This window comes from Polyangium jinanense (genome assembly GCF_028435365.1).
The window spans coordinates 62,127-86,197 of the sequence record NZ_JAGTJJ010000022.1; the positions used below are offsets into that span (position 1 = coordinate 62,127).

The 24,071-nt window shown below is 69.9% G+C and carries 21 protein-coding genes; 10 read left to right on the plus strand and 11 right to left on the minus strand.

Annotation, left to right across the window (positions count from 1 at the left end; all coding sequences use genetic code 11):
• Nucleotides 1–87 precede the first annotated feature (87 nt).
• Nucleotides 88–1,470, plus strand: coding sequence for a carotenoid oxygenase family protein (locus KEG57_RS29330; RefSeq protein WP_272422865.1), 1,383 nt, complete (start codon nucleotides 88–90; stop codon nucleotides 1,468–1,470).
• Nucleotides 1,471–1,477: 7 nt separating this feature from the next.
• Here the strand turns inward: KEG57_RS29330 and KEG57_RS29335 are convergent, their stop codons facing one another.
• The 3 genes from KEG57_RS29335 to KEG57_RS29345 form a co-directional block, all read right to left on the minus strand.
• Nucleotides 1,478–1,801, minus strand: a complete 324-nt coding sequence (locus tag KEG57_RS29335; protein WP_308215647.1) for a rhodanese-like domain-containing protein — start codon at nucleotides 1,799–1,801, stop codon at nucleotides 1,478–1,480.
• A 133-nt stretch (nucleotides 1,802–1,934) separates the two neighbouring features.
• A complete protein-coding gene (locus KEG57_RS29340) occupies nucleotides 1,935–3,224 on the minus strand; it encodes a hypothetical protein (protein WP_272422863.1) in 1,290 nt (429 codons plus the stop codon).
• Between the two features lie 222 nt (nucleotides 3,225–3,446).
• Nucleotides 3,447–3,929 carry a DUF433 domain-containing protein gene (locus KEG57_RS29345; RefSeq protein WP_272422862.1) on the minus strand — a complete coding sequence of 161 codons (483 nt, stop codon included), beginning with the start codon at nucleotides 3,927–3,929 and terminating at the stop codon, nucleotides 3,447–3,449.
• Between the two features lie 130 nt (nucleotides 3,930–4,059).
• On the opposite strand from KEG57_RS29345, the gene zwf reads away from it, so the two are divergent.
• The 4 genes from zwf to KEG57_RS29365 are packed head-to-tail and all read left to right on the plus strand — an operon-like array spanning nucleotide 4,060 to nucleotide 8,524.
• Nucleotides 4,060–5,652 carry a glucose-6-phosphate dehydrogenase gene (gene zwf / locus KEG57_RS29350; protein ID WP_272422861.1) on the plus strand — a complete coding sequence of 531 codons (1,593 nt, stop codon included), beginning with the start codon at nucleotides 4,060–4,062 and terminating at the stop codon, nucleotides 5,650–5,652.
• On the plus strand, nucleotides 5,649–6,689 hold the full coding sequence (locus KEG57_RS29355) for a glucose-6-phosphate dehydrogenase assembly protein OpcA (protein WP_272422860.1): 1,041 nt from the start codon (nucleotides 5,649–5,651) through the stop codon (nucleotides 6,687–6,689). Before zwf ends, KEG57_RS29355 begins: the two co-directional genes overlap by 4 nt.
• Nucleotides 6,686–7,420, plus strand: a complete 735-nt coding sequence (pgl, locus tag KEG57_RS29360) for a 6-phosphogluconolactonase (RefSeq protein WP_272422859.1) — start codon at nucleotides 6,686–6,688, stop codon at nucleotides 7,418–7,420. The genes KEG57_RS29355 and pgl overlap by 4 nt, the downstream gene beginning before the upstream one ends.
• Nucleotides 7,421–7,462: 42 nt before the next feature.
• The gene (locus tag KEG57_RS29365; protein WP_272422858.1) at nucleotides 7,463–8,524 is read left to right on the plus strand and encodes a glucokinase; all 1,062 of its coding nucleotides are present in this window, start codon (nucleotides 7,463–7,465) and stop codon (nucleotides 8,522–8,524) included.
• Between the two features lie 12 nt (nucleotides 8,525–8,536).
• On the opposite strand, the gene KEG57_RS29370 is transcribed toward KEG57_RS29365, so the two are convergent.
• Nucleotides 8,537–9,109 carry a GNAT family N-acetyltransferase gene (locus KEG57_RS29370; RefSeq protein WP_272422857.1) on the minus strand — a complete coding sequence of 191 codons (573 nt, stop codon included), beginning with the start codon at nucleotides 9,107–9,109 and terminating at the stop codon, nucleotides 8,537–8,539.
• 232 nt (nucleotides 9,110–9,341) lie between these two features.
• Here KEG57_RS29370 and KEG57_RS29375 point away from each other — a divergent pair, with 232 nt between their 5' ends.
• Both KEG57_RS29375 and KEG57_RS29380 read left to right on the plus strand, forming a co-directional pair.
• A complete protein-coding gene (locus tag KEG57_RS29375) occupies nucleotides 9,342–12,503 on the plus strand; it encodes an AAA family ATPase (protein ID WP_272422856.1) in 3,162 nt (1,053 codons plus the stop codon).
• A gap of 80 nt (nucleotides 12,504–12,583) precedes the next feature.
• A complete protein-coding gene (locus KEG57_RS29380) occupies nucleotides 12,584–13,114 on the plus strand; it encodes an RNA polymerase sigma factor (protein ID WP_272422855.1) in 531 nt (176 codons plus the stop codon).
• On the opposite strand, the gene KEG57_RS55755 is transcribed toward KEG57_RS29380, so the two are convergent.
• Nucleotides 13,100–14,221, minus strand: a complete 1,122-nt coding sequence (locus KEG57_RS55755; RefSeq protein WP_272422854.1) for an SUMF1/EgtB/PvdO family nonheme iron enzyme — start codon at nucleotides 14,219–14,221, stop codon at nucleotides 13,100–13,102. The two genes, KEG57_RS29380 and KEG57_RS55755, sit on opposite strands and share 15 nt — an antisense overlap.
• Nucleotides 14,222–14,382: 161 nt before the next feature.
• Between KEG57_RS55755 and KEG57_RS29390 the strand changes: the two genes are divergently transcribed.
• Together KEG57_RS29390 and KEG57_RS29395 are read left to right on the plus strand one after the other, a co-directional pair.
• The gene (locus KEG57_RS29390; RefSeq protein WP_272422853.1) at nucleotides 14,383–15,804 is read left to right on the plus strand and encodes a c-type cytochrome; all 1,422 of its coding nucleotides are present in this window, start codon (nucleotides 14,383–14,385) and stop codon (nucleotides 15,802–15,804) included.
• A 2-nt stretch (nucleotides 15,805–15,806) separates the two neighbouring features.
• Nucleotides 15,807–16,886: a hypothetical protein gene (locus KEG57_RS29395; protein WP_272422852.1), complete on the plus strand. Its 1,080-nt coding sequence runs from the start codon at nucleotides 15,807–15,809 to the stop codon at nucleotides 16,884–16,886.
• Here the strand turns inward: KEG57_RS29395 and KEG57_RS29400 are convergent, their stop codons facing one another.
• From KEG57_RS29400 to mltG, 6 genes are all read right to left on the minus strand, one after another.
• A complete protein-coding gene (locus KEG57_RS29400) occupies nucleotides 16,887–17,480 on the minus strand; it encodes a GTP-binding protein (RefSeq protein WP_272422851.1) in 594 nt (197 codons plus the stop codon). It abuts the gene before it with no gap.
• Nucleotides 17,481–17,492: 12 nt separating this feature from the next.
• On the minus strand, nucleotides 17,493–18,641 hold the full coding sequence (locus tag KEG57_RS29405) for a hypothetical protein (protein ID WP_272422850.1): 1,149 nt from the start codon (nucleotides 18,639–18,641) through the stop codon (nucleotides 17,493–17,495).
• A 199-nt stretch (nucleotides 18,642–18,840) separates the two neighbouring features.
• Nucleotides 18,841–19,671 (minus strand): hypothetical protein, encoded by an 831-nt coding sequence (locus tag KEG57_RS29410; RefSeq protein WP_272422849.1) that lies wholly within the window; start codon nucleotides 19,669–19,671, stop codon nucleotides 18,841–18,843.
• Between the two features lie 26 nt (nucleotides 19,672–19,697).
• Entirely contained in the window at nucleotides 19,698–21,047 is a 1,350-nt protein-coding gene (locus KEG57_RS29415; RefSeq protein ID WP_272422848.1) for a hypothetical protein, read from the minus strand.
• A gap of 71 nt (nucleotides 21,048–21,118) precedes the next feature.
• Nucleotides 21,119–21,754: a hypothetical protein gene (locus KEG57_RS29420; RefSeq protein ID WP_272422847.1), complete on the minus strand. Its 636-nt coding sequence runs from the start codon at nucleotides 21,752–21,754 to the stop codon at nucleotides 21,119–21,121.
• On the minus strand, nucleotides 21,751–22,995 hold the full coding sequence (gene mltG, locus KEG57_RS29425; RefSeq protein WP_272422846.1) for an endolytic transglycosylase MltG: 1,245 nt from the start codon (nucleotides 22,993–22,995) through the stop codon (nucleotides 21,751–21,753). The genes KEG57_RS29420 and mltG overlap by 4 nt, the downstream gene beginning before the upstream one ends.
• A gap of 107 nt (nucleotides 22,996–23,102) precedes the next feature.
• Here mltG and KEG57_RS29430 point away from each other — a divergent pair, with 107 nt between their 5' ends.
• Nucleotides 23,103–23,870 carry a hypothetical protein gene (locus KEG57_RS29430; RefSeq protein WP_272422845.1) on the plus strand — a complete coding sequence of 256 codons (768 nt, stop codon included), beginning with the start codon at nucleotides 23,103–23,105 and terminating at the stop codon, nucleotides 23,868–23,870.
• The last annotated feature ends 201 nt before the right edge of the window (nucleotides 23,871–24,071 follow it).

The following is a 24,071-nucleotide window of genomic DNA, read 5'->3' on the forward strand; positions in this document are numbered from 1 at the left end:
GACGCATTCCAGGGACGAACCTTGACAGGCGAACGGGCCGGCGACTACTCCTGCCCTCGCGAGCGCGCAGCGCCGCCGGAGGAGCCCATGCAAATCGTCACGAGCGCTTATCTCGAAGGAAACTGGGGTCCGGTGCACGACGAGCTCGACGTGCCGAATTTGCAGGTGATCGGCGAGATCCCGCGGGATCTCCGGGGCACGTTCGTGCGCAACGGCCCGAACGCGCAGTTCGCGCCGATCGGGCGGTACCATTTTTTCGACGGCGATGGAATGATTCACGCGGTGCGCATCGAGGACGGCCGCGCGTCGTACCGAAACCGCTGGGTCCGCACGAAAGGATTTCAGTTCGAGCGCGAGGCGGGCCGGGCGCTCTGGACGGGCTTCGCGGAGCCGCCGAACGTGGCCGAGCCGCCGCACGGGATGATCTACAAGAACGTGGCGAACACGGCGTTCGCCCTCCACGGGTCGCAGCTCTATGCGACGTGGGAAGGCGGGCCGCCGCACGAGATTCGGTTGCCTGCTCTGGAAACCGTGAGGATGGTCGATTTCGACGGGCGGCTCGACCACCCGTTCACCGCGCATCCGAAGGTGGACGAGGTGACGGGGGAGATGGTGTTTTTCGGGTACACGCTCTGGCTGCCGTACATCAAATACGGGGTCGTGGGGCCGGATCGGCGGCTCGACCATTACGTGCAGATTCCGCTCGACGTGCCCGTGATGATGCACGATTTCGCGATCACGGAGCATTATTCGATCCTGCTGGACCTGCCCTACACGTTCCGGATGGAGCGCATGGCGCGTGGCGAGGTGCCGCTCGCCTTCGAGAAGGATCGGCCGAGCCGGTTCGGGATTCTGCCGCGGCGGGGCGATGCCTCGCAGGTGCGCTGGTTCGAGCTGCCTGCGTGCTTCATCTATCACGTGTGGAATGCTTACGAGGAGGGCTCGCGCGTGGTGCTGCTCGCGAGCCGGCTCGCGCACACCGACGTGATGGGGCATTCGCCCGAGCAGGCGAAGCGCGATTACGACGGCGGGCGCGCGTGGCGATTCACGTTCGATCTCGAGACGGGCGAGGCCAAAGAGGAGCAGCTCGACGATGCCCAGGCGGATTTCACGCGCATCGACGACCGGCTCGCCGGAAGGAAAAACCGGTTTGGCACGGCCGCGCGTTTCGTGCCGGGCGCGGATCTGCCTTGGATCGATGGGGTCGTGCAGTACGACTTCGAGAAGGGCCGGAGCGATACCCACGTGTTCGGGAAGAATCGCTTCGGCGGCGAGATGGTGTTCGCGCCGCGGGAAGGCGCTACGCGCGAGGATGACGGGTACGTCGTGGGGTTCGTGCACGACGAGGGGACGGGGGAATCCGAGATGATCGTGCTCGACGCGCGGGAGATCGGGCGCGGGCCTTTGGCGCGCGTGCGCATGCCGCGGCGCGTGCCGTACGGGTTCCACGCGGCATGGGTGTCCGCGTGAAGCGACGTCAGTAGCGGGGGATGCTCGGGTCGATCTCGCGCGACCAGGCGTCGATGCCGCCGCGGAGGGAGGCGACGCCGGGCAGGCCCATGCGCTCGAGCAGCGCGGCGGCCGAGAGGCTCCGCACGCCGTGGTGGCAGTAGGCGACCACGAGCGCGCCCGGCGGGGGCTCGATCTCGTCGGCGCGCTCCGTGAGCTCGTCGAGCGGGACGAGCACGCTGCCCGGCAGCGCCGCTCGTTCGTGCTCCCACGGCTTGCGCACGTCGATCAGGTAGACGGGTTTGCCCGCGGCGATCGCATCGGCGAGCTCACGAGGAAGAATTTGGGACACCAATGTTTGGTGCTCCAACCGCAGCCGCGGCGAAAGCCCCCTCTCCCGTCAGGGAGAGGGGGTTGGGGGATGAGGGAGTGTTACGGGGAGAGGAAGAGGAAAGAGTGGCGAGAGGAAGAGCGGCCGAGACCGATCAGTTGGTCTTGGCGCTCGCCGAGGCGGTCACGCTGACGCTCGCCTTGACGTTGAGGTCGATCGAGCTCGTCGCGTTCGCCGTCGCGTCCACGCCGGCCTTCACGCACGCGAGGGCCTTGCCGCCCGCGTCGCCGACCACGTCGATCATGCCCTTGCCCGTCTTCACGAGACCCTCGGCGCCGACCTTGATCTTCGCGCCCGAGCCCGCGGAGAGCTTGATGATGCCGGGCAGGTTGCGGCTCAGCGCGGCGACGAGCTTCTGCACGTCGGTGTTCACCTTGCCGTTCGCCACGACGCGCACGGCCGGCGGATCGCACTTCGCCGTCGCAGCCGCGCGGTTCGTGCAGCTCTGCTGGCACTCCACGTCGACCGTCGGGGGCTTGAACTCACCCGAGCACTTCGGCTCCTTGTACGCGACCGAGCAGCCGCCCGAGCAGCTACCCTCGCACTTCGCCTGACCCTTCACCTCGCACGCGGCGGAGCAAGAGCCCGAGCAGGTACCCGAGCAGGTGCCCTCGGCCTTCGCGTCGCACTTGCCCTCGCACTGACCGGCGCACGCGCCGCTCGCCTGCTTGCCGTCGCACTTGCCGTCGCACTTGCCGCCGCAGGTGCCCTTGAAGCCGGCCTCGCACTTGCCCGAGCAGCTCGCCTTGCACGTGCCCGTGCACTGCGCGCCCGCCTCGATCGAGCAGGTGCCCTTGCACTGCGCGTCGCACGAGCCGCTCACCTCGCCGCCCGAGCAGCTCGCCTCGAGCTTGCCCGGCTCGATCGGCGAGCCGCAGGCATCGAGGCACTTCGCCATGCCGTCGACGTCCGCGTAACACTTGGGCGGGTCGAACTCGATCGAGATCTTCGCCTCGGCGTTCGCCGCGAGCATCGACTTCACCTTCGCGGCGACCGCGGTGCAGACCTTGTCCGCGCCCTTGCCCCCGCCGGCCTCGGCGCGGAGCTCGTCGTCCTTCATGCCGAGGTCCTTGCCGAGCGCTCCGCACGAGGTGATGAGGCCCTTCTCGAGGTCGACGACGGTCTTGTTCACGTCGTACGAGACCTGGAGGAAGGACTTGATCTTGCCCTGGACCTTCGCGTCGCCCTTGATGGCGAGGGAGCCGAAATCGCCGGTCTTGAACTCGTCACAGCCCTTCGCGGCCTCCATGCCCTCCGTCACGGCGTCGGGAACCTCGACGCCGCCGACACCGGGGATCTTGCCGCCGCAGTTCGCGAGGAGCGGCGAGGCGATGCCGAGCACCACGATGGGCATGGAGAACAACTTCCAACGACTGACGCTCATCTGACTAACCCTCCGGCACCCGGGGCGGGCGCCTCTCTTTGTGCGGGGGCGCTCTGCGCCATGCCGCCTGTCACTACCGAGTGGCAGGTCCCGCAAGCGGAACTCACCAGGCGAAGAGCTGCCTGGACGCTCCGCGTCGATCCCTCCCAGCACGAGGGCCCTTCTGCCCTAGTCTCGTCGGGCTGTAAAGACCGTTGGATCGCCCGGGCTGTGCTGAGGTCTCTAGCGTTTGCGTGCGGGCTTCGTCACGGACGCAGCCGATTTGGTCGGGGCGGACACAGGCGGCGCGGGCGGCGGGACGACGGCCGACATGCCGGGGAGCATGGGCTGTCGCGAGAGGGCCGCGGGGGGTTGTTCGCTGTCCGGGGCGGCTTCGTCGAAAGGAAGCGGGAGCTGCGCGAGGGGGCGGGCGCCGACGGTGGGGCCGCCTTGTTTTTCGAAGAGCGCCTGCTCGCGGGCGAGGTCGGCGTCGATGAGGTCCTGGTTGTCGTACGCGAAGGAAAGCGCGTCGAGGATGCGGGCCGGGCCGAGGTTCGGGTAGCGGCGCAAGAGGGTCTCGACCGAGGCCCCGCCGCGGTGCCAGACCCAGAGGCGCCGGACGGGCACCCGCGATCCCTCGACGTGGGGGCTGCCTGCGAGGATCCTCGCGTCGCAGCGCACGTGCGGATGAGGGACCCGAACGCGCGGGAGGCTTGCGTCTGCCATACGTGCCGAGAGGGTAGCCAGGGCCGCGCCGGTAGCAAAGATATCAACCAACGGATGCGTCCTCCGCCGCGCCGGACGGGGCTCTGGTAGCCTGCCCCGCGGGACGGGGAGTCCCGCGAGGGAGGAACGCATGTCGTTTTCCGAGAACGTCGGCAGCGGCGAGGAAAACCCGCTCCGCGAGGGCATGCCCGACGAGCGAACGGTGCGGCCCGCAGCCGTCGTGATCTTCGGGGCATCCGGGGACCTGACGCGGCGCAAGCTCCTGCCGGCGATCTACAACCTCGCGCTGAGCCGGCTCCTGCCGGGTGGGTTCGCGGTGGTCGGCGTCGCGCGGCGGCCGAAGCCGGAGTTCGGCCACGAGATGCGCGAGGCGGTGGCGAAGTTCTCGCGCAGAAAGCCGCTCGACGAGGCAACGTGGAGCGAGCTCGAGAAGGGCATGGCGTACGTGCAAGGGGACTTCAACGATCCCGCGACGTACGCGCGGCTCGCCGCGGAGCTCGGGCGGCTCGAGGTCGAGCGGGGGACGGGGCAAAACCGGGTGTTTTACCTGGCGGTCGCGCCGACCGAGGTGCCCGCGATCGTGCGCGGGCTCTGTGACGCGAAGCTCGTCGTGCCCCCCGCGGACGGGCCGGACGCGAGCTACCAGCGGGTCGTCGTGGAGAAGCCGTTCGGCGAGGATCTGGCGAGCGCGCGGGCGCTGAACAAGGACCTGCTCGCGTGCCTCGACGAGCGGCAGATCTACCGGATCGATCACTACCTCGGGAAGGAGACGGTGCAGAACCTGCTCGTCTTCCGGTTCGGCAACACGATCTTCGAGCCGCTCTGGTCGCGGCAGCACGTGAGCCACGTGCAGATCACGGTGGCCGAGGAGCTCGGCGTCGAGGGGCGCGGGAAGTTCTACGATCAGACCGGCATCACGCGCGACATCGTGCAGAACCACGCGCTGCAGCTCCTCACGATGGTGACGATGGAGCCGCCGTCGTCGTGGGACGCGGACGCGGTGCGCGACGAGAAGGTCAAAGTGCTGCGCGCGCTCCGGCCCATCCGCGGGCGTGAGGTGCTGGAGAAGACGGTGCGCGCGCAGTACACGGCGGGCACGGTGCGCGGCGACAGGGTGCCCGGCTATCGCGAGGAGCCGGACGTGGATCCGAACTCGAAGACGGAGACGTACGTCGCGATGTCGCTGCGGATCGACAGCTTCCGCTGGGGCGGCGTGCCGTTCTACCTGCGCTCGGGCAAGCGGCTCGCGAAGCGCGTGGCCGAGGTGGCGCTGCACTTCAAACCGCTGCCGCACAGGCTCTTCCGCGACGGGCCGCAGGGCACCGATGGCGGCCCGCCCCCGAGCATCCGCCGCGGCGACGACGAGCCGAACGTGCTCGTGCTGCGCATCCAGCCGGACGAGGGGATCGCGCTGCGCTTCGCCACGAAGGTGCCAGGCGGCGGGATGACGATGCGCAACGTGGCCATGGACTTCCGCTACGGGACGGCGTTCGGCTCGAGCACGCCCGAGGCCTACGAGCGGCTCATCCTCGACGCGATGCGCGGCGACGCGACGCTGTTCACGCGCGCCGACGAGGTCGAGGCGCAGTGGGGCTTCATCGATCCGATCCTCGCGGGATGGCGCGATCAAGACGCGCCCGTCGCGACCTACGAGGCCGGGAGCTGGGGGCCGCGGGAGGCGGATCGGCTGCTCGTGCCGGGCGACAAGTGGAGGAAGCCGTGACGGCGCTCCCGGTCGGCGAGGCGCTCGCGCGGATCGAAGGGGAGCTCGCGTCCTTCTGGTCCTCGCCGGACGAGCAGGCGGGCGCGCCGATGACGAAGGTGCGCTCGTCCACGATGAGCTTCGTGTTCCTCGCGGCGCCGTCGGAGATCGAGCACGCGCGCGCGACCACGGACGCGCTCGCGGACACGCACCCGGGGCGCGCGTTCGTGCTGACGAGCGACGGGCGTCTCGCGCCCTGGGAGGTGAGCTACGACGTGCGCGCGGCGTGCAGGCTCGACGCGGGAACGCCGATCTGCTTCGACTGGATCGAGATGACGTTCGGCGCGATGGCGTGCGAGCGCGCCGGCTCGGTGGTGGCGGCGCTCGCGCTGCCGGAGGTGCCCGTCGTCGTGGAGATCGGTCGCGGGGCGCCACGCGCGCTCTTGCCGTCGCTCTTGCCGCGGGCCGATCGGCTCATCGTCGACTCTGCGCACACGAGCGTCGCGCGGATCGCGGAGATGCTCCACACGTCCACGGCGCCCGTCGGCGATCGTCAGTTCGTCCGGACGTACCAGTGGCGTGAGCTCGTGGCGCGGTTCTTCGACGACGCGCGGCCTGGGCTGGGATCGATCCGCGAGGTCACGGTGGGGCGGACGCCGGGCGGCGCGACCGAGCCTGCGGCGCTCTTCCTCGGCTGGCTCGGATCGCGGCTCGGCTGGGGCTTCGAGGCGCGGGATCGGGCGCGGGATCGGCACGGCGAGCCAGTGCGGATCACGCTGCGCGACGATCCGCGGGAGGGCCTTCCGCCGGGGCAGATCACGGGCGTGTGGATCGAGACCTCGATCGAAGGACAGCCGCTCTCGCTCGCGTGCGTGCGCGACCGGGAGAACCCGAAGCAGGTCGCATGGACGCGGCGCGGGGCGCGCGTGACCTCGCACGAGCACGCGCTCGGCTACCGGGACGAGGCGTGGGTGCTGGTGAAGGCGCTCGATGCAATGGAGGGCGATCGGGTCCTCAGGGATGCGCTCGTTCTCGGGGCGCAATGGAGTGAGCGATGAACAGGACAGCCGACGCGCGTTACATCGTCATCGATGCCGCGGACGAAGAAACGTTCGTGCAAAACGCGGCGACCAGCCTCGCGACGTTGATCAAGGCGGCGGTGAAGGAGCGCGGGACGGCGAGGGTTGCGCTCTCGGGCGGATCCACGCCGCGTCCCGTGCACCGGAGGCTGGCGGAGATGGAGCTGCCGCTCGATCGGATCGACTGGTTCTGGGTGGACGAGCGCGCCGTGGATCCGGCCTCGCCGCGCTCGAACTACGGGATGGCCTACGCCGATCTCGGACTCGATCGTGCCCCGGCGGGCCGCGTGCATCGGATGGAGGCGGAGGATCCGGATCTCGCAGCGGCCGCGGCGCGGTACGAGGCGCTCCTCCGGCGTACGTTCGGCGTGACGAGAGCGGTCGCGTTCGACGTCATGACGCTCGGCATCGGGGACGACGGGCACACGGCGTCGCTCTTCCCGGGGATGGGCGCGACCGCGATCGACGATCGGCTCGTGGCGGCGATCCCGGCGCAGCCGGACAAGGGCCTCGAAGCCCGGCTCACGCTCACCGCGCCGGTGCTCTGCGAGGCGCACTGGGCCATCTTCGTGGCTCGCGACGAGCAAAAACGGCAGCCCATCGCGGCAGCATGGATGGACGGGCCCGAGGAGGAGGTGCCCGCGCGCGTGCTCCTCCGAGCGCGGGGTCAGGTCATCTGGTTCCTCGAGGGGATGAGCGAGATCCCGTAGCTTGCTTTCCCGCCCGGAACTTCGTACGGGGCAAAGGTCATCATGAAGAAGCGCGGTGGGACCGGATCGATCCTCGTCGGCGACATCGGGGGCACGCGGACGCGGCTCTCGCTCTACGACGGCCTCGGGAAAAAGTTGCTGCTCGAAGCAGTCTTGCCGAGCCGCGAGCACGGGACGTTCGAGGAGATCGCGCGGAGCTTCCTCGCGAGCGCCGATCATCCGCACCCGTCCGTCGCGGTGCTCGGCGTGGCCGGGCCGATCCGGGATCGCGTCGCGACCGTGACGAACCTCGCGTGGCGGCTCGACGAGGTGAAGCTCGCGCGCAGCCTGTCGCTCGATCGCGTGGTCCTCGTGAACGATCTCGCGGTGGCGGCACGCGGTTGCTTGCATCTGCCCCCGGACGTCGCGGTGCCGCTCGGCGACACGCGGCCGAAGCCGAAGGGCAACCACCTGGCCGTGATCGCGGCCGGGACCGGGCTCGGCGAGGCGCTGATCGTATGGGACGGGGCGAAGCACCTGGTGCTGCCGACCGAGGGGGGTCACACGGATTTCGCGGCGCGCGACGCGGTCGAGGCCGAGTTCTTCGCGTTCCTGTCGAAGCGGTTCCCGGACCACGTGAGCTACGAGCGTGTGCTCTCGGGCGACGGGCTCGGCGCGCTCTACGATTTCTTCGTGGCCCGCGGCGGGCGCGAGACGAAGGCGAACGAGCGGCGGCTCGAGGAGGGCGATCGGAACGCGACGATCGCGGAGCTCGGTTTGTCCGGCGCGTCGAAGCCGGCCGCGAAGGCGGTGGACCTCTTCGCCTCGATTTACGGCGCCGAGGCGGGAAACCTCGCCCTGAAGCAGCTCGCGCTCGGGGGCGTGTTCGTGGCGGGCAACATCGCGCGGCACATCGTGCTTTCGCGGCGGGAGCAATTCCTGGAGGGTTTCCGCCAAAAGGGGCGGTTCGCCGGGCTCATGGCGCAGATCCCGGTCGCCGTGGTGACGGATCCGCTGGTCGGCGTGCGCGGCGCGCTCGCCATCGCGAAGGATCTGGTCGGCGACGGCGAGGCGCCCCCTGCCCGCCCGAAGCGCGTCGCGCGGCGCAAGCGTTCGTCCAAATAGAACCAGCCCGCGTCACGGCGGCGCGGCGGGCCAGTCCTCCGCGGTGACGGCGAAGAGCAGGTGATCCTGCCAGGCGCCGGCGATCTGGAGGTAACGCGCCGCGCGGCCCTCGTGCTGGAGTCCGCACTTGCGGGCGACGGAGAGGCTCGCGGCATTCTGCGGCATGATGGCCGCCTGGATGCGGTGCAGGCCGAGCTCGCGGAAGGCGACGTCGAGCGCAAGCTTTACACCCTCGGTGGTGAAGCCTTGTCCATGGTGCTCGACGTCGACCCAGTAGCCGAGGGCGGCGCGCTGGAAGATGCCTCGGAACACCTGGGTGAGGGCGACGCGGCCGATGACGGGCCCGTCCTCGCCGAGGGTCATGCAGAATCGGTAGTGGCGGTCGGCGCGGATATCGCGTCGATCGCGCAGAATGCGGGCGCGCGCGAGCGGGACGTCCAATTCGTCGGGGCCGGGGACGGGCACCCAGGGCCTCAGGAATTCGATCGACCACGAGCGAATCTCGACGATGCGGGGCGCATCCGAGACGCGGGGCGCGCGGAGGGCGACGCGCTTGCCCCGGAAGACGGCGCGGAGGGAGAGCATGGGCGCAGCATAGCGGAACCGAACAACGCAGCGGGAACGGAAGCACGAACACTGCGGGCGGCAGCAGCCGAAAATGCCGAAGCATTTCCTCGATTTCACCATTGGTGCACGGGCCTTGCGCCATGCTTTGCGAATCGTTTGTCCAATGCTTGCACATCCAACGATTCTGCACCGCGACGCTCGACGGAGGCGCGGGACCAGGGCATGATGACTGCGCGGCGGACGAATTCCTATGTCCGCGTCGAAAAACATGGCCATTCGCTCGTTCACGCCCGTGCCATTCCTCGTCCGCCGGCCTCTGGCTCCCGCGTTCGTCGGGCGCTCACGCGAGCTCGAGCTCTTGCACGCGGTGCTGCGCGGGGAGGAGCGCGCGATTGGTATCTGCGGGCGCTCGGGCGCGGGAAAGACGGCGCTCGCGCTCGCTTATGCGAATCAATACCGACACGCGTATCCGGGCGGCGTGTATTGGGTCGACGCGCCTTCGGGCTGCGACGAGGGATTCGCGGCGCTCGCTCGGGCGATCGGACTGCGCGTGGAGGGTCCTCTTTCCGATCGGCGGAGGCAGCTCGTTCAGGCGTTCGCCAAGGCTTTGCACCGGCGGCCGGACGCGCTGCTCGTGATCGATGGCGTGCCGGACCCCGCCGCGCTCTCGGCGCGCGTGCTCGGGTTCGTCCCGGCAGAACTCGCGTGCAGGCTCCTGTTCACGATGCGCGCGCCGCCGGGCAACCTCCTGCTCCCCACGTTCGAGCTCGGCCCGCTCGCGGAGGAATCGAGGGTCGAGCTCCTGCTTTCGGGACTGGAAAAGCCCGACGCGGCGGAGGTGGAGCAGGCGCGAAGGATTTGTCGGGCGCTCGCGCTCGATCCGCTCGTGGTGTCGATCGCGGCGGGCTGGCTCGCACGAAAGCCCGGGCGTTCGGCCGCGGATCTCGCGGAGCGGCTCGCGGGCGCGGACGTCGCAAAGGCGCGCGCGGTCGTTATGCAGCTCGGCTGGGACGACGTGCCCGAGGGTGAGGCGCGAGAGCTCGTCGCGCTGCTCTCGATGTGCGGCGGACAGGAGCTCGTGCCAGCGGCGCGGCTCGCCTGGCTCGCGGGGCGAAAGCCGGGAGAGCCGGCCCTTGCGGCGGTCCGGGCGCTCGCGGCGACGAACCTCGTCGACGTCGACGAGGCCGGGGGAGCGCGGCTCTGGCCCGACGTGCGGGCGTTCGTGGAGGGCGTGCTCGATCCGGTTTTTCGGGACGAACTTCGCACGGCGGCGGCGTCGTCTCTGGGACGGGCGCTCGGCGACGTCGGCAACATCGAGAGCGAGATTGCCGAGCGGGGTATCGCGGCCGTGCTCGCGGACGTGCGGGCGTCTTCGGCGTGGGCGGCGGGGGTCCGAGGGGTCGCGTCGATGCGCGGGGCGCTCGACCTCGAGGCGAACGCGCTGCTCGGCTGGGACGCGGCGCGCGAGCCAGCGTTTTTCCTGCAGCAGCTCCGGGCGCGGGCCGAGGAGCTCGAAGCGACGAAGCTCGCCACGGCGCTCGAGGGAGCCCTGACGGCGCGGCGTTCGCCGTGGATCCGGGTACGGGCGAGGACGAGCCGCCGCGGCGAGGCCTCGGCGCGGGTGCTCGAAGGGCATGCGGCGAAGGTGAACGCGGTCGTGGTCACACGGGACGGGCGCCTCGCGCTCTCGGCGTCCGACGATCGGACGGTGCGCGTGTGGGATCTCGACGCCGGACAGGCGCTCTTCGTGCTGACCGGGCACGTCTCGCCCGTCCGCGGGCTCGCCGTCTCGACGGACGGGCGGACGGCCGTCTCGGGGGCGGCGGATGGCTCGCTTTTCGTGTGGGACCTCGGGACGGCGCGGGTGACGCGGCAGCTTCGCGGGCATACGGGCACCGTGCACGCGGTGGCCCTCGCGGAGGGCGCGGGCACGGTCGTGTCGGCGTCCGAGGATGGGACAGCGCGCGTGTGGAGCCTCGCGACCGGCGAGCTCGTCCGGACGCTTCACGGGCACACGGGCGGCGTGCAGGGCGTGGCGGTGACGGCGGATGGTCGGTTCTGCCTGTCGGCGGGCGACGACGCGACGCTGGGGCTCTGGGAGGTCGAGACGGGGCGCCTCGGGAAGGCGCTCGACGAGCCGGCTTCGCCACGCGCGGCCGTGTCGATGAAGGCGGCGGGCCGCGTCCTCGTGGCGGCCTCGCACGAGGACGCCGTGCTTTGCTGGGCGCCGCTCGATGGCAGCCCGCCCGAGCTTCTGCCCGGGCACACCGACGGCGTGACGAGCGTCGGCATGACCCCGGACGGGCGCTTTCTGGCCTCAGGATCGTGGGATCGCACGGTTCGCGTGTGGGATCTCGACGCGCGGATCCCGCTCGGGGTCTTGCACGGCCACGCGCAAGGCGTGCAAGCGGTGGCGCTCTCGCAGAATGGGCGGACCGTGGTCAGCGGCGGGGAAGATCGCACGGTCCGCGTGTGGGATCTCGGCTCGCACGTGGCGCCCGGGGTCTCGGAGGGGCATCGCGAGCGGGTGAGCGCGCTCGCGGCGACGCCGGACGGGTCGTTCGTGGTGTCGGCCTCGTTCGACGACACGCTGCGCATCTGGGACGCGCGGCGCGGCGAGCTGCAGGGCGTGCTCCAAGGGCACGTGTTGTGGGTGCACGGCGTGGCGGTCACCCCGGACGGGCAGCGCGTGCTCTCGGCGTCGGTCGACGGCTCGCTCCGCGTGTGGGACGTCGCGACGGGGCAGCTCACGTGGGTGATCTCGTATCTGCCGGGGCGTGGGCCGGGCACGATGTCCCTCGGGCGCTCGGGCGTCCCGCTCTGCGCGCCGCTGCTCGTGAACGACCGGGCCACGATGGTGATCACGAAGAGCCAGGAGGGGCCGCTCGGCGCGTGGGACCTCACGGAGGGGCAGCGGGTGCGGACCTACACGACGACCAGCGGGGATCCGCTCTGCGCCGCGCGCGTGGGGAATCGGCTCGCGGCGGGGAGCGCCGAGGGGCAGGTCGCGCTCTGGGACGTGAGCTCCGGGGCGCAGGTCGGGGAGCTCGTCGGGCACGAGGCGGCGGTGCGGGCGGTTGCGTTCTCGCCCGACGGCGGGTTTTTGGTGAGCGCGTCGGAGGATCACACGATCCGGGTCTGGGATCTCGGCGCGGGGCGCGTGGTCCGCGTCCTCGCCGGGCACATGGCATCCGTGGGTGCCCTCGCGTGGCTCGGGGATTCTCGACACCTCGTGAGCGCCTCGGAGGACCGGACGATCCGCGTCTGGGATCTCGCGGGAGGAATGCCCGTCGCGCGGCTCGTGGTGCGTGATCCGGTGGAGGCCCTGATCGCGGGGCCGGGGGGGCGTTCGATCGTGGCGGGAGACCGCGCAGGGCACGTGCTTTTCCTGGAGCTCGAAGGAGCGAGCTGAGCGGTCCACGATGGCCCCTGCGGTCCCTGTCGAAACCTCACATTTTCTTCGGTAGCCGCTCCGCCGAGACATTTCGGTATGTGGCCCCTCTTCCTCCCCGCAACCCGTTCGCGCCGGAGCAAGCTTGGCTCTACGCGTACACCGCCGCCTCTCTTCGCCGGCGCCTTCGCCGCATGGGCATCTCACGCGAGGACGCGAAAGATCTCGTCCAGCATGCCTTCGTCGTCGCCCTCGAGCGCTGGCACGAGGTGGAGAACGCCCCCGAGGGGCGGATGCGCGCCTGGCTCGACAGCATCACCTGGCAGCTAGGCCAGAACTTCCTCCGCCTGAGCCGCCATCGGTACGAGCAGCTCGGGCACCGCGGGCTCGCGCTCGCCGCTGCGCCCGGATCCTACGCGGACGAACGAGCGCACGCCGCGCGCCTCGTCCGCGCGGCCCTCGGTCCCATGACGGACGAGGATCACGCGCTGTTCGTCGCTTCTTTTCTGGAGGACGCCACGCTCGATGAGCTCGCGCTGCGGTTCGGGATCACCCGCAATGCGGCCTTCCGCCGGATCACCACGCTCGAACGTGTGGCGCGCGCCCGCGTCGAGCGGCTATCGCCCCGGTGAACGCCCGCCGCGCGCGTAGCAGCAACGAAAGCCGAGGTGGTAGTTCACGTGGAACGCCTTCCGGATCGGCTGCACGTGCCAGCGGGGATCGTGCGCGCAGTGGTCCGAGTACACCTCGCGTCGTGGCGGCTCGTCGAGCCTGCGCGCCACGTCGACGTAGAAAAACGCGCTGCCCTTGAGCTGCGAGACCACCTTGTTCTCCTCGGGATCGAAGCGCGTCATCGCCTCGGCCACGTTGCCGTGCTGATCGAAGACGCCGAACCGCGAGCGGCACCGCGGGTACGAGCCCGACGGCTCGGTGTTCGTCGCGCACGTGGCCCAGGTCGTGTCGATCGTCCGTGGATCGCAAGGTTTATCCGACCACTTCGCCGCGGGTTTGTTGGTGTTGCAAATGTCGAGATCGAGCTCGCTCCCGTACGCGTAGGTGCTCGGCTCCCCTCCCCCGGGATCGCCGCGGCAGCCGAGGACCCACTCGTCCTGCGTGCAGAGGCGCTTTCCTTGCAGCTCGCAGAGCGCCGCGGCGTGGGCCGGCGGCACCCACACCATGGGCAGCTCGCAGGGGCGGTTCGGATACTCGAAGACGTCGACGCAGACCTTTGCCTTCTCGGGATCGCCGCCCTCGTACACCGGCACCATGTTCTCGTGCCCGCCGCACGCCTCGCGTTGCGCCTCCGTCTGCAGCGTGATCCCGCGTAGCCCTTCGAGGCATTGCGCCCGCGATATCACGTGCCGCGCGAGCGCGGGGTTGCCCTGGTTCGTTTGTCCGGGTCCATCGGGGCCCACATATCGCCGCAAGAACTCGCCCGGATCACGCTTGCGCCATTTCTTCCCCGGCGCGATCGAGATCAACGCGAGCAGTTCTTCCTGGGTCGTGTGGTGGAGCGGTCGATCGTCGACGACGCCCGCGTCTGACGCATCCGGCGCCTCGCCCGCGTCGTCTCGCTTCTCGCTCGCCGCAAGGGCCCCGCCCTCGGGCACCGGCGCGGCCGAAAGCACGGCGGATGCGCTCGGGCTAGGCGGCGCGGGTTTTACTTCGTCGTTCGAGCTTGCCTTGCAGCTTGCGAGCGCCGCCAGGACGACGACCAGGACGAACCACCGGACGGGCACGGGCGCGCACGATAGCAGGTCTCGGGACGAACGGAGATGCTCGGACGAACGAGGACGCGCGCGCCGCGCCCCGCGGCAACCTGCCGCGGCCTTTGCGCTCGACTGCGGCAACTTTGCCGTTGAAAAGGGCGCAGGGCACCCCTTACATCTTTCTCGTCACCGTGGATACCTCACCCCTCGGCGTCCCCTACTATCCCACGAACGATTTCGGCCCTCTCATGAAGGGCCTGGTCATCGGGGGACTCGGCATCTTCCACGTCTTCCTCGCGCAGTTCGCGATCGGCGGCGGCGTGCTGATGACGTATTTCGAGTGGCTGTCCGGCAAGGGCAAACTGCCGTCTGCCCGGCGGTTCACGAGCGGCTACTTCAAGGTCCTCGTGCTCGTGAGCTTCGTCGTCGGCGCCTTGACCGGCGTCGGCATGTGGTTCACCTCGATCCAGACGAGCCCCCGCACGATCGGGCTCATGGTGGACACGTTCCACTGGGTATGGGCCACGGAGTGGACGTTCTTTTCGCTCGAGGTCATCGCCGGGTATTGCTTCTACCGGTATGGCGATCGCCTCGACGGGCGCTCGCGCCTCTTCTTGCTCGGGCTCTACACGACGGCGGCCTGGTTCAGCCTGTTCTGGATCAACGGCATTCTCTCGTGGCAGCTCACGCCGGGCGCCTGGCTCGAGAGCGGCAATCTCTGGGCCGGCTTCTTCAACCCCACGTTCTGGCCGTCGCTCTTCTTCCGCACGTTCGCGGCCATGGCCATCGCCGCGCTCGTCGCGGCGCTCGTCATCAGCGTCTCGCCATTCGAACGAGACGAGCAGAAGGAGCTTTTGCACCGGGCGGCGCACCTGCTCGCGCCGATGGCGCTCATGCCGCTGCTCGGCGCCTGGTACCTCTTCGCGATGCCGAAGGACAGCCGGAGCTGGGTGCTCGGCGGAAGCCCCGCGATGAGCATGTTTTTCGGCCTGGGCGCGGGCGCCTCGCTGCTCGTCGGCCTCTACGCGCTCTTCGGCCTGCTCCTCCGCCGCCTTTACATCAACAGCGCGACGGCGTCCTTGCTCATCGTGCTCGGATTCGTGGCGACCGCGGGCGGCGAGTTCGTCCGCGAGGGCGCGCGCAAGCCCTTCACCGTGCGCGAGACGCTTTATTCGAACGCCATGACGCCCGCCGAGATCCTGACGCTGCGCGAACAAGGCTCGGTCACGCACGATCCCTACCCGCTGCGGGACGCGGCCGATTACCCGAATGATCAGGTGCTCCTCGGGGCGAAGGTCTATCGTTTCCAGTGCAGCGTCTGCCACACGGTGGGCGGCGTGAACGGGCTCGTGCACCTCGCGGGCACGTGGACGGAGGAGCAGACGCGGCTCAACGTGGCGAAACTCCAGCACACGAAGCCCTTCATGCCGCCGTTCGCCGGCACGCCCGAGGAGCTCGAAGCGCTCGTGCGGTTCATCGAGTGGGAGGCCGCTTCGAGGCCCAAGGACTTCGAGGTCACCCGCGATCCGGCCACGCTCGCGCAGATCAAGCGCTGGCTCGACGAGGCCGGCACGGCGCCGGGATACGCGGCCGCGTCGGAGAAAAAGAGGTAATCATGGACGCCCCCTTCCCCTTCGGTTTCCCCGGGCCGACCGCGTTTTACCTCGCGACGTACGTGCTCACGCTCGTCGCGCACGTGGTGTTCATGAACTACGTGCTCGCGGGGACGGGCGTCCTTTTGTTCCGGCAGATTCGCGGCAAAGCAGGGACGAGCGACGTGCTCGCGGACCTGCTCCGCGACTGGCTGCCGTTCGCGCTCTCGGCCGCGATCACGGCCGGGGTCGCGCCGCTCCTCTTCATCCAGATCCTCTACAAGAAAGCGTTTTACACGGCGAACCTGCTGCTCTTCCACCGCTGGATGCTCATCCTGCCGGCGCTCATCGTCGGGTTTTACCTGCTCTACGCGCAGAAGACGGCGTTCGTGAAGGCACGGCCGCGGCTCAAGCTGCTCGTGACGACGGGGGCGCTCGCGTGTTTTCTGTTCACCGCGCTCTCGTGGACCGAAAATTACCTGCTCGCGCGGAGCGAGGGGGCGTGGGCGCCGATGTACGCGTCGAAGTCGATGATCTACGAGAATCGCGAGATCCTGCCGCGCATGCTGCTCTGGACGCTCGGCGCGTTGCCGACGCTCGCGGTTTTGCTCGGCTGGCAGCTTCATCGACGCGATCGCGCCGGATCGCCCGTGGAGACGGCGACATTCCAGCGCCTTTCGCGTCTCGGCCTCGGCGGGCTCGTCGTCGCGGGGGCGTGCGCCGCGGGATACGCAATGCTCGTGGGGCCCGCGGCGAGGGCGCATGCGGTCGGGCCGATGGCCTTGCCGTGGTTCGTCGCGGCGGCCGTCGGGGTCGTCGTGGAGGGCGCGGGGTTCATCGGGCTGTATCGGGCCCAGGAAAACCGAGGAAAATGGCTGGGGATCGCGTCGGCGGGGCTGTTTTTCGTGATCCTCGGGACGACGGTCGTGCGCGAGGTCCTGCGCATCACGGCCGTTGATTTCGCAGCGCTGTATCCGGAGCACGCGCGGGCCGCCCAGGTTTCGGGCCGGTGGCTCTTCCTCGGGTTTTTCCTGGTGAATGCGGTGCTCGCCATCTGGGCGATCCGGACGGCGCTCACGCGGGCCGAGCGACCCGCCGCCTGATCAGGCGACCTTCCGGCCGCCCATCCGCTGAAGCACGCTGCGCGACACCGCCTGCAGCGTCTCCATCACGCCCACGCCGCTCTTCGCCGCGCTCTCGACTTCGGGCGCTCCCATCGGATTGAGCAGTTCCCGCAGGCGCGGGATGGGCTCGATCTCGGGCAGATCACGCTTGTTGTATTGCACGACGCACGGGATCTCCCCCCGCGCGGCGCCGAGCTCCGCGAGGTTGTCCCCGAGATCCTCCAGGGCCTCGACGTTCGCTTCGAGCCGCGCGGTCTGCGAATCGACGACGAAGACGACACCGTCGACGCCCTTCAGGATGAGCTTGCGGCTCGCCTTGTAAAACACCTGCCCGGGTACCGTGTAGAGGTGTAGCCGGACGCGATACCCGCGGATCTGGCCGACCTCGAGGGGCATGAAATCGAAGAAGAGCGTCCGTTCGCTCTCGGTCTTCAGCGAAACGAGATTGCCCCGCGACGCCTCGGGGGCGCGCGCGTGGACGTGCTCGACGTTCGCGGTTTTTCCGCACAAACCCGCGCCGTAGTACACGATCTTGAGAAAGATCTCCCGCGAGGGGACGTTGACGAATGCCATGTCGCCCCCTCCTCACGCCTCGGGCCCCGCGTCGGCGAGACAATGAATGGCGGCCACGATGCTCTCGAACGAGGCATCCCGGGCGCTCGAATGCTTGACGAGCCGCACGTTGAGCTCGACGAGCGCGAGGACCTCGCCCGCGACGCCGGGCGCGCGGAGGAGGTCGAAGATGGTGCGCGAGAGGCGCGGCGGCGGGGCGAGGCAAGCGAGCGCCGAGAGAGCGGCCATCGCGCGCGCAGGCAAAGACGCGACCAGGGATTCGCGGGCCACGTGGACGAGCGCCGCGGCGAAGGCCGCGCTCATCGCGGAGAGCAATCCTTGCGGCTCGTCGCGACCGGGAACGCCGCGCACCGCGGGCGCGCCGCGGGCCGCGCTCCATACGAGGGCGCAAAGTTCCGAGAGGGAGGAATATGCGCTCCGGTCGAGGAACGCGAGCACGACGTCGAGCCCATGCGCGTCCCAGGCGGCGCGTGTCCCGACCTGCGAGGCGACGAAGGCGCGGAGTCGTGGATCCATCTCGCCCGCGCGGATCGCGGCGACGGCGATCTCCACGAGGGGTTTTCGTGGCACGCCGTGCGCGGCAGCCCATTCGAGCAGCATGACGCGCTCCTCCGGGCTCCACGCATTCCGCGCACGCTCGACGATGGCCTCCGGCGCGAGCGAGGCGTCGATCGGCGTCGCGAGGCCGGCTCCTGCCGGCGCGATTTCGGCGAGGCTCGATTCGAGGAAGCCGGCCAGGTCGAAATCGTCCGTCGGGAGCGCCGCGCTCTCCTTTTCTTGGGGGACCTCGGCGCGGACGCGGCGGGCGGTGATTCGCTCGAAGATACGCGGCGGGACCTTGCCGCGCGTGAGGTCGGCGAGCTCGATCCACTCGTCGTCGTGGAGCGAGAATCGCGGCGCGTCGAGGACCTCGTGTTCGAATTGCGACGGATCTTCGAGCGCGATCCGGGCGAGCGCGCGCAAAACCGTACCGGTGAAGCCCGGCTCGCAGCGCGCGCGCCAGGCGAGCAAATCAGGGACGCCGAGCTCGGCGACGTGCTCGCGCAAAAAGGATTGATCGTCCTCGTCGAGCCTGGCCTGGCGGAGGACATGCAAAAAAGCCACGGGACGAGCCCGCCCCCGGTGCGCGCGCACCAGGGCATCGATTTCCGTTCGTTTCACGCGGACCCCCTATACCGGACGGAAATCGACATTCGTGGAGCCGTCGCTCCGCAATGTGATCCATGTCCAGCGCTGGGGTTGTTCGTCGTCGCCCGAGGGCGGCCCGCCGTGACTCGTCGGTCGGTGGAACGGCGGTTCCTTCTTCCTGACCGGTATCTCGTAATCTACGGAGAGGGCGTCATCCTGTCAAGCTCGCCCGTCAACTTCCCTGGGCCGCGACCGAGATCTCCGCGTAGGTCGCCCGGATCTGCTGGGCGAGCTTCTCAGGGAGCACGTGCGCGCGCCGGAGCGCCTCCTCGCTGAACGGAAGCGCCGAGACCGGCGCGCCTCCGTCCGAATACAAGTTCGCGAGCAGGTCGAGGAGCCAGGGCTCACCCGGGAGAATGGAGAGGCCGAGAAGCGTGATCCGCGCCGCGAGCTCGTAATGGCCCTCCATCGCGTGCTTCGAGGCCGACATGGAGAAGAGGCCGACGAACTTCTGAATGTGCGAGAAGAGCATGACGTGGCCGATGAGCTCGAGGCCGGCCTTGTAGGTCTGCTCCATGAGCACGCCCTGATCGACGCCGAGCGCCGCCTGCTCCGCAGCCGTGACGAAGACGGCGCCGACGCGCCTCGCGATCTCGTCGGGCAAGAGCTCGGGCGCGCGGCCCCGCGCGGCGATGATCGCCTTCTCGTAATCGACGAGCGCGCTCGCCATGGCCCCGCGGCTGCCGCCCGCCGCGAGCGCGAGGTATTTCTTTTCGGTCTCCGGATCATCGAGCACGAACTCGCGCTCGTCGACGTCGAGCCGCCGGACGAGGGTCTCGCCGGGGTAGAGGACGAGATCGAGGACGATGGGCTCGTCCTCGTGGTTCGTGACGACGTGATGGCGGCCGGAACTCACGTTGCAGAAGCCGCGGGTGCCCGGAGACGTGAGGCGGCGGAAATCGCCGCGCATGCCGTCGATGGCGCAATCGCTCCAGGTGTTGTCGCGGAGGACAAGGACGCCGCCGGTGCGGGCCAGCGTGAGGTCGTCTTGCGCGTGGGTCATGAGGGCCGCACGCTAGCACGGCCGGGTCAAGGCAGGGTGGCGATCGCGATCCGGCCCGAGGCGCTGCCCGCGAATGCGCGGGGGAGCCACGCGCCGCCGACGAGGCGCGTCGAATACACGCTGTTCAGGTTGTCGGCGTAAATCATTTCGACCTCGGCCCCCTTGCCGCCGCGCGTAATGGCCGGCGGCACGACGAGGATCGGATTCCCCCCGCCCGCGCCCTGCACCGGGACGGACCAGGTCGGCGCGTCGCCGGTCGAAAGCCGCGCCGTGTAGAGGCGCTGATCCGTGCCGCGATACGCGAGCAACGCGCCGCCGCCGGGCAGCGGCGCGAGGCTCGGTTGATCCAGCGAAGAGGCGCCCTCGATGGGCTGGGGGTTTGTCCAGACGATCCCCTTGCGGGAGAGCCAGTGCAGGCTGCCCGCCTCGTTCGCGAAGACCGCGACGAGCTCCGGGCCGGAGTCGAGCGCGACGATGCCGGGCGTCGCGGTCGCGGCCTTGCCGCCGATCGGATGCGGCGTCGGGGCCGACCAGGCGCCGCCAGCCCGCGATTGATCGTAAAACGTCCCATCCGCGCCGACGAACGCGATCACGGGCGCATTGCCGATCGCCGCCACGGCCGGCGGATTCGGGCCCGACGATGGTTGTCCATTCGCGGTGATCGCCTCCTTCTTGCTCACCCAGAGCTTGTTCTGGAGGCGGCCATAATAATAAAATCCGTCCGTGCCCCGATAGACGAGGTGCCCGATGCCGCCGGCCGCCGCGACCTGCGGCCCGCCCTGGCTCGCGAGGCCCGCCTCCAGCGCCGGCGGGGCTTCGTTGAACCCGGGCGTCCACGCCCCGGCCGAATAAAACGCGACCCGCAACTCGCCCGCCGCGCTCGATCGGAGCACGCAGATGCCGGTGCCCGCGCCGTCGGAGGCGAGGCCGATCGCGTCCGTGCTCTGCACCTGCCAGGGCGTCGACTTCGGCGCGCCCGATGCGAGGTCCGTCTCATTCGCGATGACGGCGCTGCCGCTGCCGTACACGCTGACGACCTTCGTCGCCGTGCCATTCTGCCCGCCGCCCATTCCCCCGCTACCGCCAGCGCCGCCGCCGCCGCCGCTGCCCGCCGACCCGCCAGCCCCACCGGAGCCGGTCATCATCCCGCCCGTGCCGCCCGTGCCGCCCGTCCCGCCGGGGCCGACCATCGTCCCGCCCGTGCCGCCCGAGCCGCCCGACCCTCCCTGGGCGCCGTCGCCTCCTTCGCCGCCGCCGCCCACGCCGGGTGTCTCGTTGCTCGCCGCGCAGCCGATCGGGCCAAGAGCGGCCAGAGAGACGAGGCCCGAGAACAGGAGGGCCGAACGGAGAACCGCCAAACGAGGAAGGAAGCGCATGTCGATGACCTCGCAGAAGAAGGGTGGCTCGAAGCCGGAGGAGTATGGCGCGCAGGCGAGGCGAGACAAGCTCAGGGCGTGAAACGGATCGAATAACTGACCATCGTCTTTTTGCCGCCCTTCGGCCGCAGAAATTCAATGGCTTCGAAAACGCCGACGACACAAGGCACGAACCCTTCGCCCTTGAGCGCGGTGCGGGGGTGGGAGACCTGGGCCTTGCCGCCCTTGCCATCGACGAGGAGGTCGACGCCGAAATCGCCGCCCTTCTTGAGATCGTCGACCTTGGCGAAGCAGCGGCGGAGTTCGTCGAAATGGGGCTCGACCGAGCGGTTGAAAGGAGCCTTCGTGGCGTCGTCGTTCGGTCCGCCGCCGATGTGCATTCCGATGTTCTTGACCTTGACGGCCGGGAGCGGCGCAGCCTCGGCCGGCGGCGCTTCCGGGGCCGCCGCGGAGGCGGACGCCGAAGGGGCAGCCGAGGCAGCAGGCTCGGGCACGGCGGCGGACGCGGACGCGGGCGCGGCAGCGGACGCGGGCGCAGGCGCGACGGCGGACGCGGGCGCGGCGGCCGTGGTCGTCGGCGCGGGCGCGGAGCCATCGGGAGCGGTGGCGCCCGAGCAGGCCACGAGGATCGGCGCGGCCACGAGGCAGGCGAGCCGCAGAATGTTTTTCGAGACGAACGTTTGGCGCTTTCGATCGGGGGGGTTCATTCGGGTCTCTCGGCGCTCGTCGTGGTCGCGCGCAGCTTGCGGACGGCCTCGTTGTGCTGGTCGAGCGCCTCGCTGAAGGTGTGCCGGCCGCCGCCTTTGGCCACGAAATAGAGGTATTTCGTCGCCGCAGGCGCGAGCACGGCCTCGATGGACGGAGCGCCGGGGTTCGCGATGGGACCGGGCGGCAATCCGTCGTTCACATACGTGCTGTATCGATTCTTCGAATCCCGGTTGATGGCCGGGGTGATCTTGCCCGTGAAGCCGGCGCAGGCCGGGACGACGTCGGGCTCGGAAAAACAAGCGTAAGCCGCGGTAGGATCCGATTGCAGGCGCTTCGGCTTGAACGTGGGATCGAGCAGCCGGTTCAGAAAAACGCTCGCGATGAGCGGGCGCTCATCCGGCTGGGCCGCCTCTTTCTCGACGATCGAGGCAAGGGTCAAGACCTCGCGGCGGCCATACCCGAGCGTATTGCGGAGCGACGCGAAGCCCGCGGCATGCTGGGTGGCGAGCGCAGCCCAGCGGCGATCGGCCTCCGTGACGAGACGGCGGACGATCTCTCTGGGATCGGTGTCGAGCGGGAAATCGTACGTCGCCGGAAAGAGGTATCCCTCGGCGCTCTCGATCCCGAGCGCGCCCTTGCGCTCGATGCCGAGCTCGTCGAGCAAGAGCGGATCGGCGCTCGCGCGGAGGAAGGCGTTCTTGCCAGCGACGCGGAGTTTTTCGAGGCGCGTCGCGATGTCGAACCGGTGAAACCCCTCGGGGATGGTGACGCGCGTGGTGGGGCGCTTGGGCGAACGTTCGAGGAGGTGGCGGAGATCCCAGGGATCGAGGCCCTGCGGGAGGAGGTGCGGGCCGGAGACGAACGCGCTCGTGCCGCCCGTCGTGCGCAGAAACATGGCCATCGCGCCCTCGCTGCGGACGAGGCCATGCCGGGCGAGCAGCGCCGCGGCCTGGTCGCTGTCGAGCCCAGCCGGCCAGTCGATCTCGACCATGGTGCCCGCATCGGGCGCGTGAAGGTGGCCGTAACCGAGGACGAGGGCGAGCACCGAGAGGCCGACCGCGCCCACCGCGCCCGCAAGCGCGAAGAGGGCCGAGCGGGCACGCCGCGAGAGGCGCGGGCGGACTTTCCGCGGCGAAGGCGACGGCGCGGACGACGAGCTCCGCGCGCCGGCCTCGGAAGGCGCTTGGGGCGACGCGCGGCGGCGGCGACGCCCGGGGGAAGACGGAGCTCTCGTAGGCACGACAGCCACGGTGCAAAGCATCAAACGCCGAAGGGCGTCAAGCCGAACGTTGCCACGGAGCGGCTCCGAGGGCGATGATGCAGCAGTCGAGGAGGTCCTTTCCCCGCATGGCATCCAAGGCCGTCACCGATCGGCAGAAGTCCGCGCGCGCCGTGACCGCGGCAGCTCACACGCACGCCAACGAGGTCGCGACGCGCATCGCCGAGCTGCTCTCGCCGCACCTCCGGCCCGACGAGGAGATGCCGGACGTGTCGCTGCTCCTGCGCCTCGTGGGGCGCCTGATCGCGACGGAAAACGAGGCACTCGTGCGCGCCGACGCAGCCCACGAGCGGGAGCTCGCAGACGACGCAGCGCCGCGCAAGGCGCGGGACGAGGCAGTGGAGAAGGTGCGGCGGATCCTGGTCGATCTGCGCGCAGCGGTAGAGACGACGTGCGGGATGGCAGGTTTGCCGCGGCTGCACCTGCTCGAGGCGGTGCCAACGGATCCCTCGGTGCTCGCGACGATCGGGCGCTCAGTGCTCGACGCCCTGCGCGACGAGTCGGTGCGGCTGCCAGCGCCACGGCGGCGGGGGCTGTCGCTCGATCGGGAGGCCTTCGCCGAGGAGCTCGAGCTCGAGCTTCCACCGCTGGAGAAGGCGCTCGCAGCAGTGGCACGCGAGGCGCGCGAGGCCGAGGCGACGCTTCGGCAGAAGCGGGTAGCAATGGAGGCGAACGATCGCGCGTTCAGCCGCGGGGCAGCAGTCCTGTCGTCAACGTTCGCGCTGGCAGACCTGGAGGAGCTGGCAGGGAGGCTCAAGCCCTCGTCGCGGCAGCCAGGCGAAACGAACGAGTTCGAGCTGGCAGCGACGAGGGCGGAGACAGGCGCGGACGGCTGAGAGGGACGCGCGGGGCGTTGCCCCGCACCCCAGCAGGGGGCTGTCCGCCCCCTGCACCCCGGACCAGGCACGGCCTGGACCGAAGGCGGAGAAACTGCGCGATGCGCAGTTTCTCCGACGGGCCCGGGGCAAGACCACGAGCGGCGTTGCCAGCTGAGACAGCAGCGCTGCCCGGCTCAGGTAGACACGTCAACGCTGGGG

Coding starts and splice junctions, on each gene's coding strand:
- KEG57_RS29330 (WP_272422865.1), top strand. CDS start 88: ATGCAAATCGTCACGAGCGCTTATCTCGAAGGAAACTGGGGTCCGGTG.
- KEG57_RS29340 (WP_272422863.1), bottom strand. CDS start 3,224: ATGAGCGTCAGTCGTTGGAAGTTGTTCTCCATGCCCATCGTGGTGCTC.
- KEG57_RS29345 (WP_272422862.1), bottom strand. CDS start 3,929: ATGGCAGACGCAAGCCTCCCGCGCGTTCGGGTCCCTCATCCGCACGTG.
- zwf (WP_272422861.1), top strand. CDS start 4,060: ATGTCGTTTTCCGAGAACGTCGGCAGCGGCGAGGAAAACCCGCTCCGC.
- pgl (WP_272422859.1), top strand. CDS start 6,686: ATGAACAGGACAGCCGACGCGCGTTACATCGTCATCGATGCCGCGGAC.
- KEG57_RS29365 (WP_272422858.1), top strand. CDS start 7,463: ATGAAGAAGCGCGGTGGGACCGGATCGATCCTCGTCGGCGACATCGGG.
- KEG57_RS29370 (WP_272422857.1), bottom strand. CDS start 9,109: ATGCTCTCCCTCCGCGCCGTCTTCCGGGGCAAGCGCGTCGCCCTCCGC.
- KEG57_RS29375 (WP_272422856.1), top strand. CDS start 9,342: ATGTCCGCGTCGAAAAACATGGCCATTCGCTCGTTCACGCCCGTGCCA.
- KEG57_RS29395 (WP_272422852.1), top strand. CDS start 15,807: ATGGACGCCCCCTTCCCCTTCGGTTTCCCCGGGCCGACCGCGTTTTAC.
- KEG57_RS29400 (WP_272422851.1), bottom strand. CDS start 17,480: ATGGCATTCGTCAACGTCCCCTCGCGGGAGATCTTTCTCAAGATCGTG.
- KEG57_RS29410 (WP_272422849.1), bottom strand. CDS start 19,671: ATGACCCACGCGCAAGACGACCTCACGCTGGCCCGCACCGGCGGCGTC.
- KEG57_RS29415 (WP_272422848.1), bottom strand. CDS start 21,047: ATGCGCTTCCTTCCTCGTTTGGCGGTTCTCCGTTCGGCCCTCCTGTTC.
- KEG57_RS29420 (WP_272422847.1), bottom strand. CDS start 21,754: ATGAACCCCCCCGATCGAAAGCGCCAAACGTTCGTCTCGAAAAACATT.
- KEG57_RS29430 (WP_272422845.1), top strand. CDS start 23,103: ATGGCATCCAAGGCCGTCACCGATCGGCAGAAGTCCGCGCGCGCCGTG.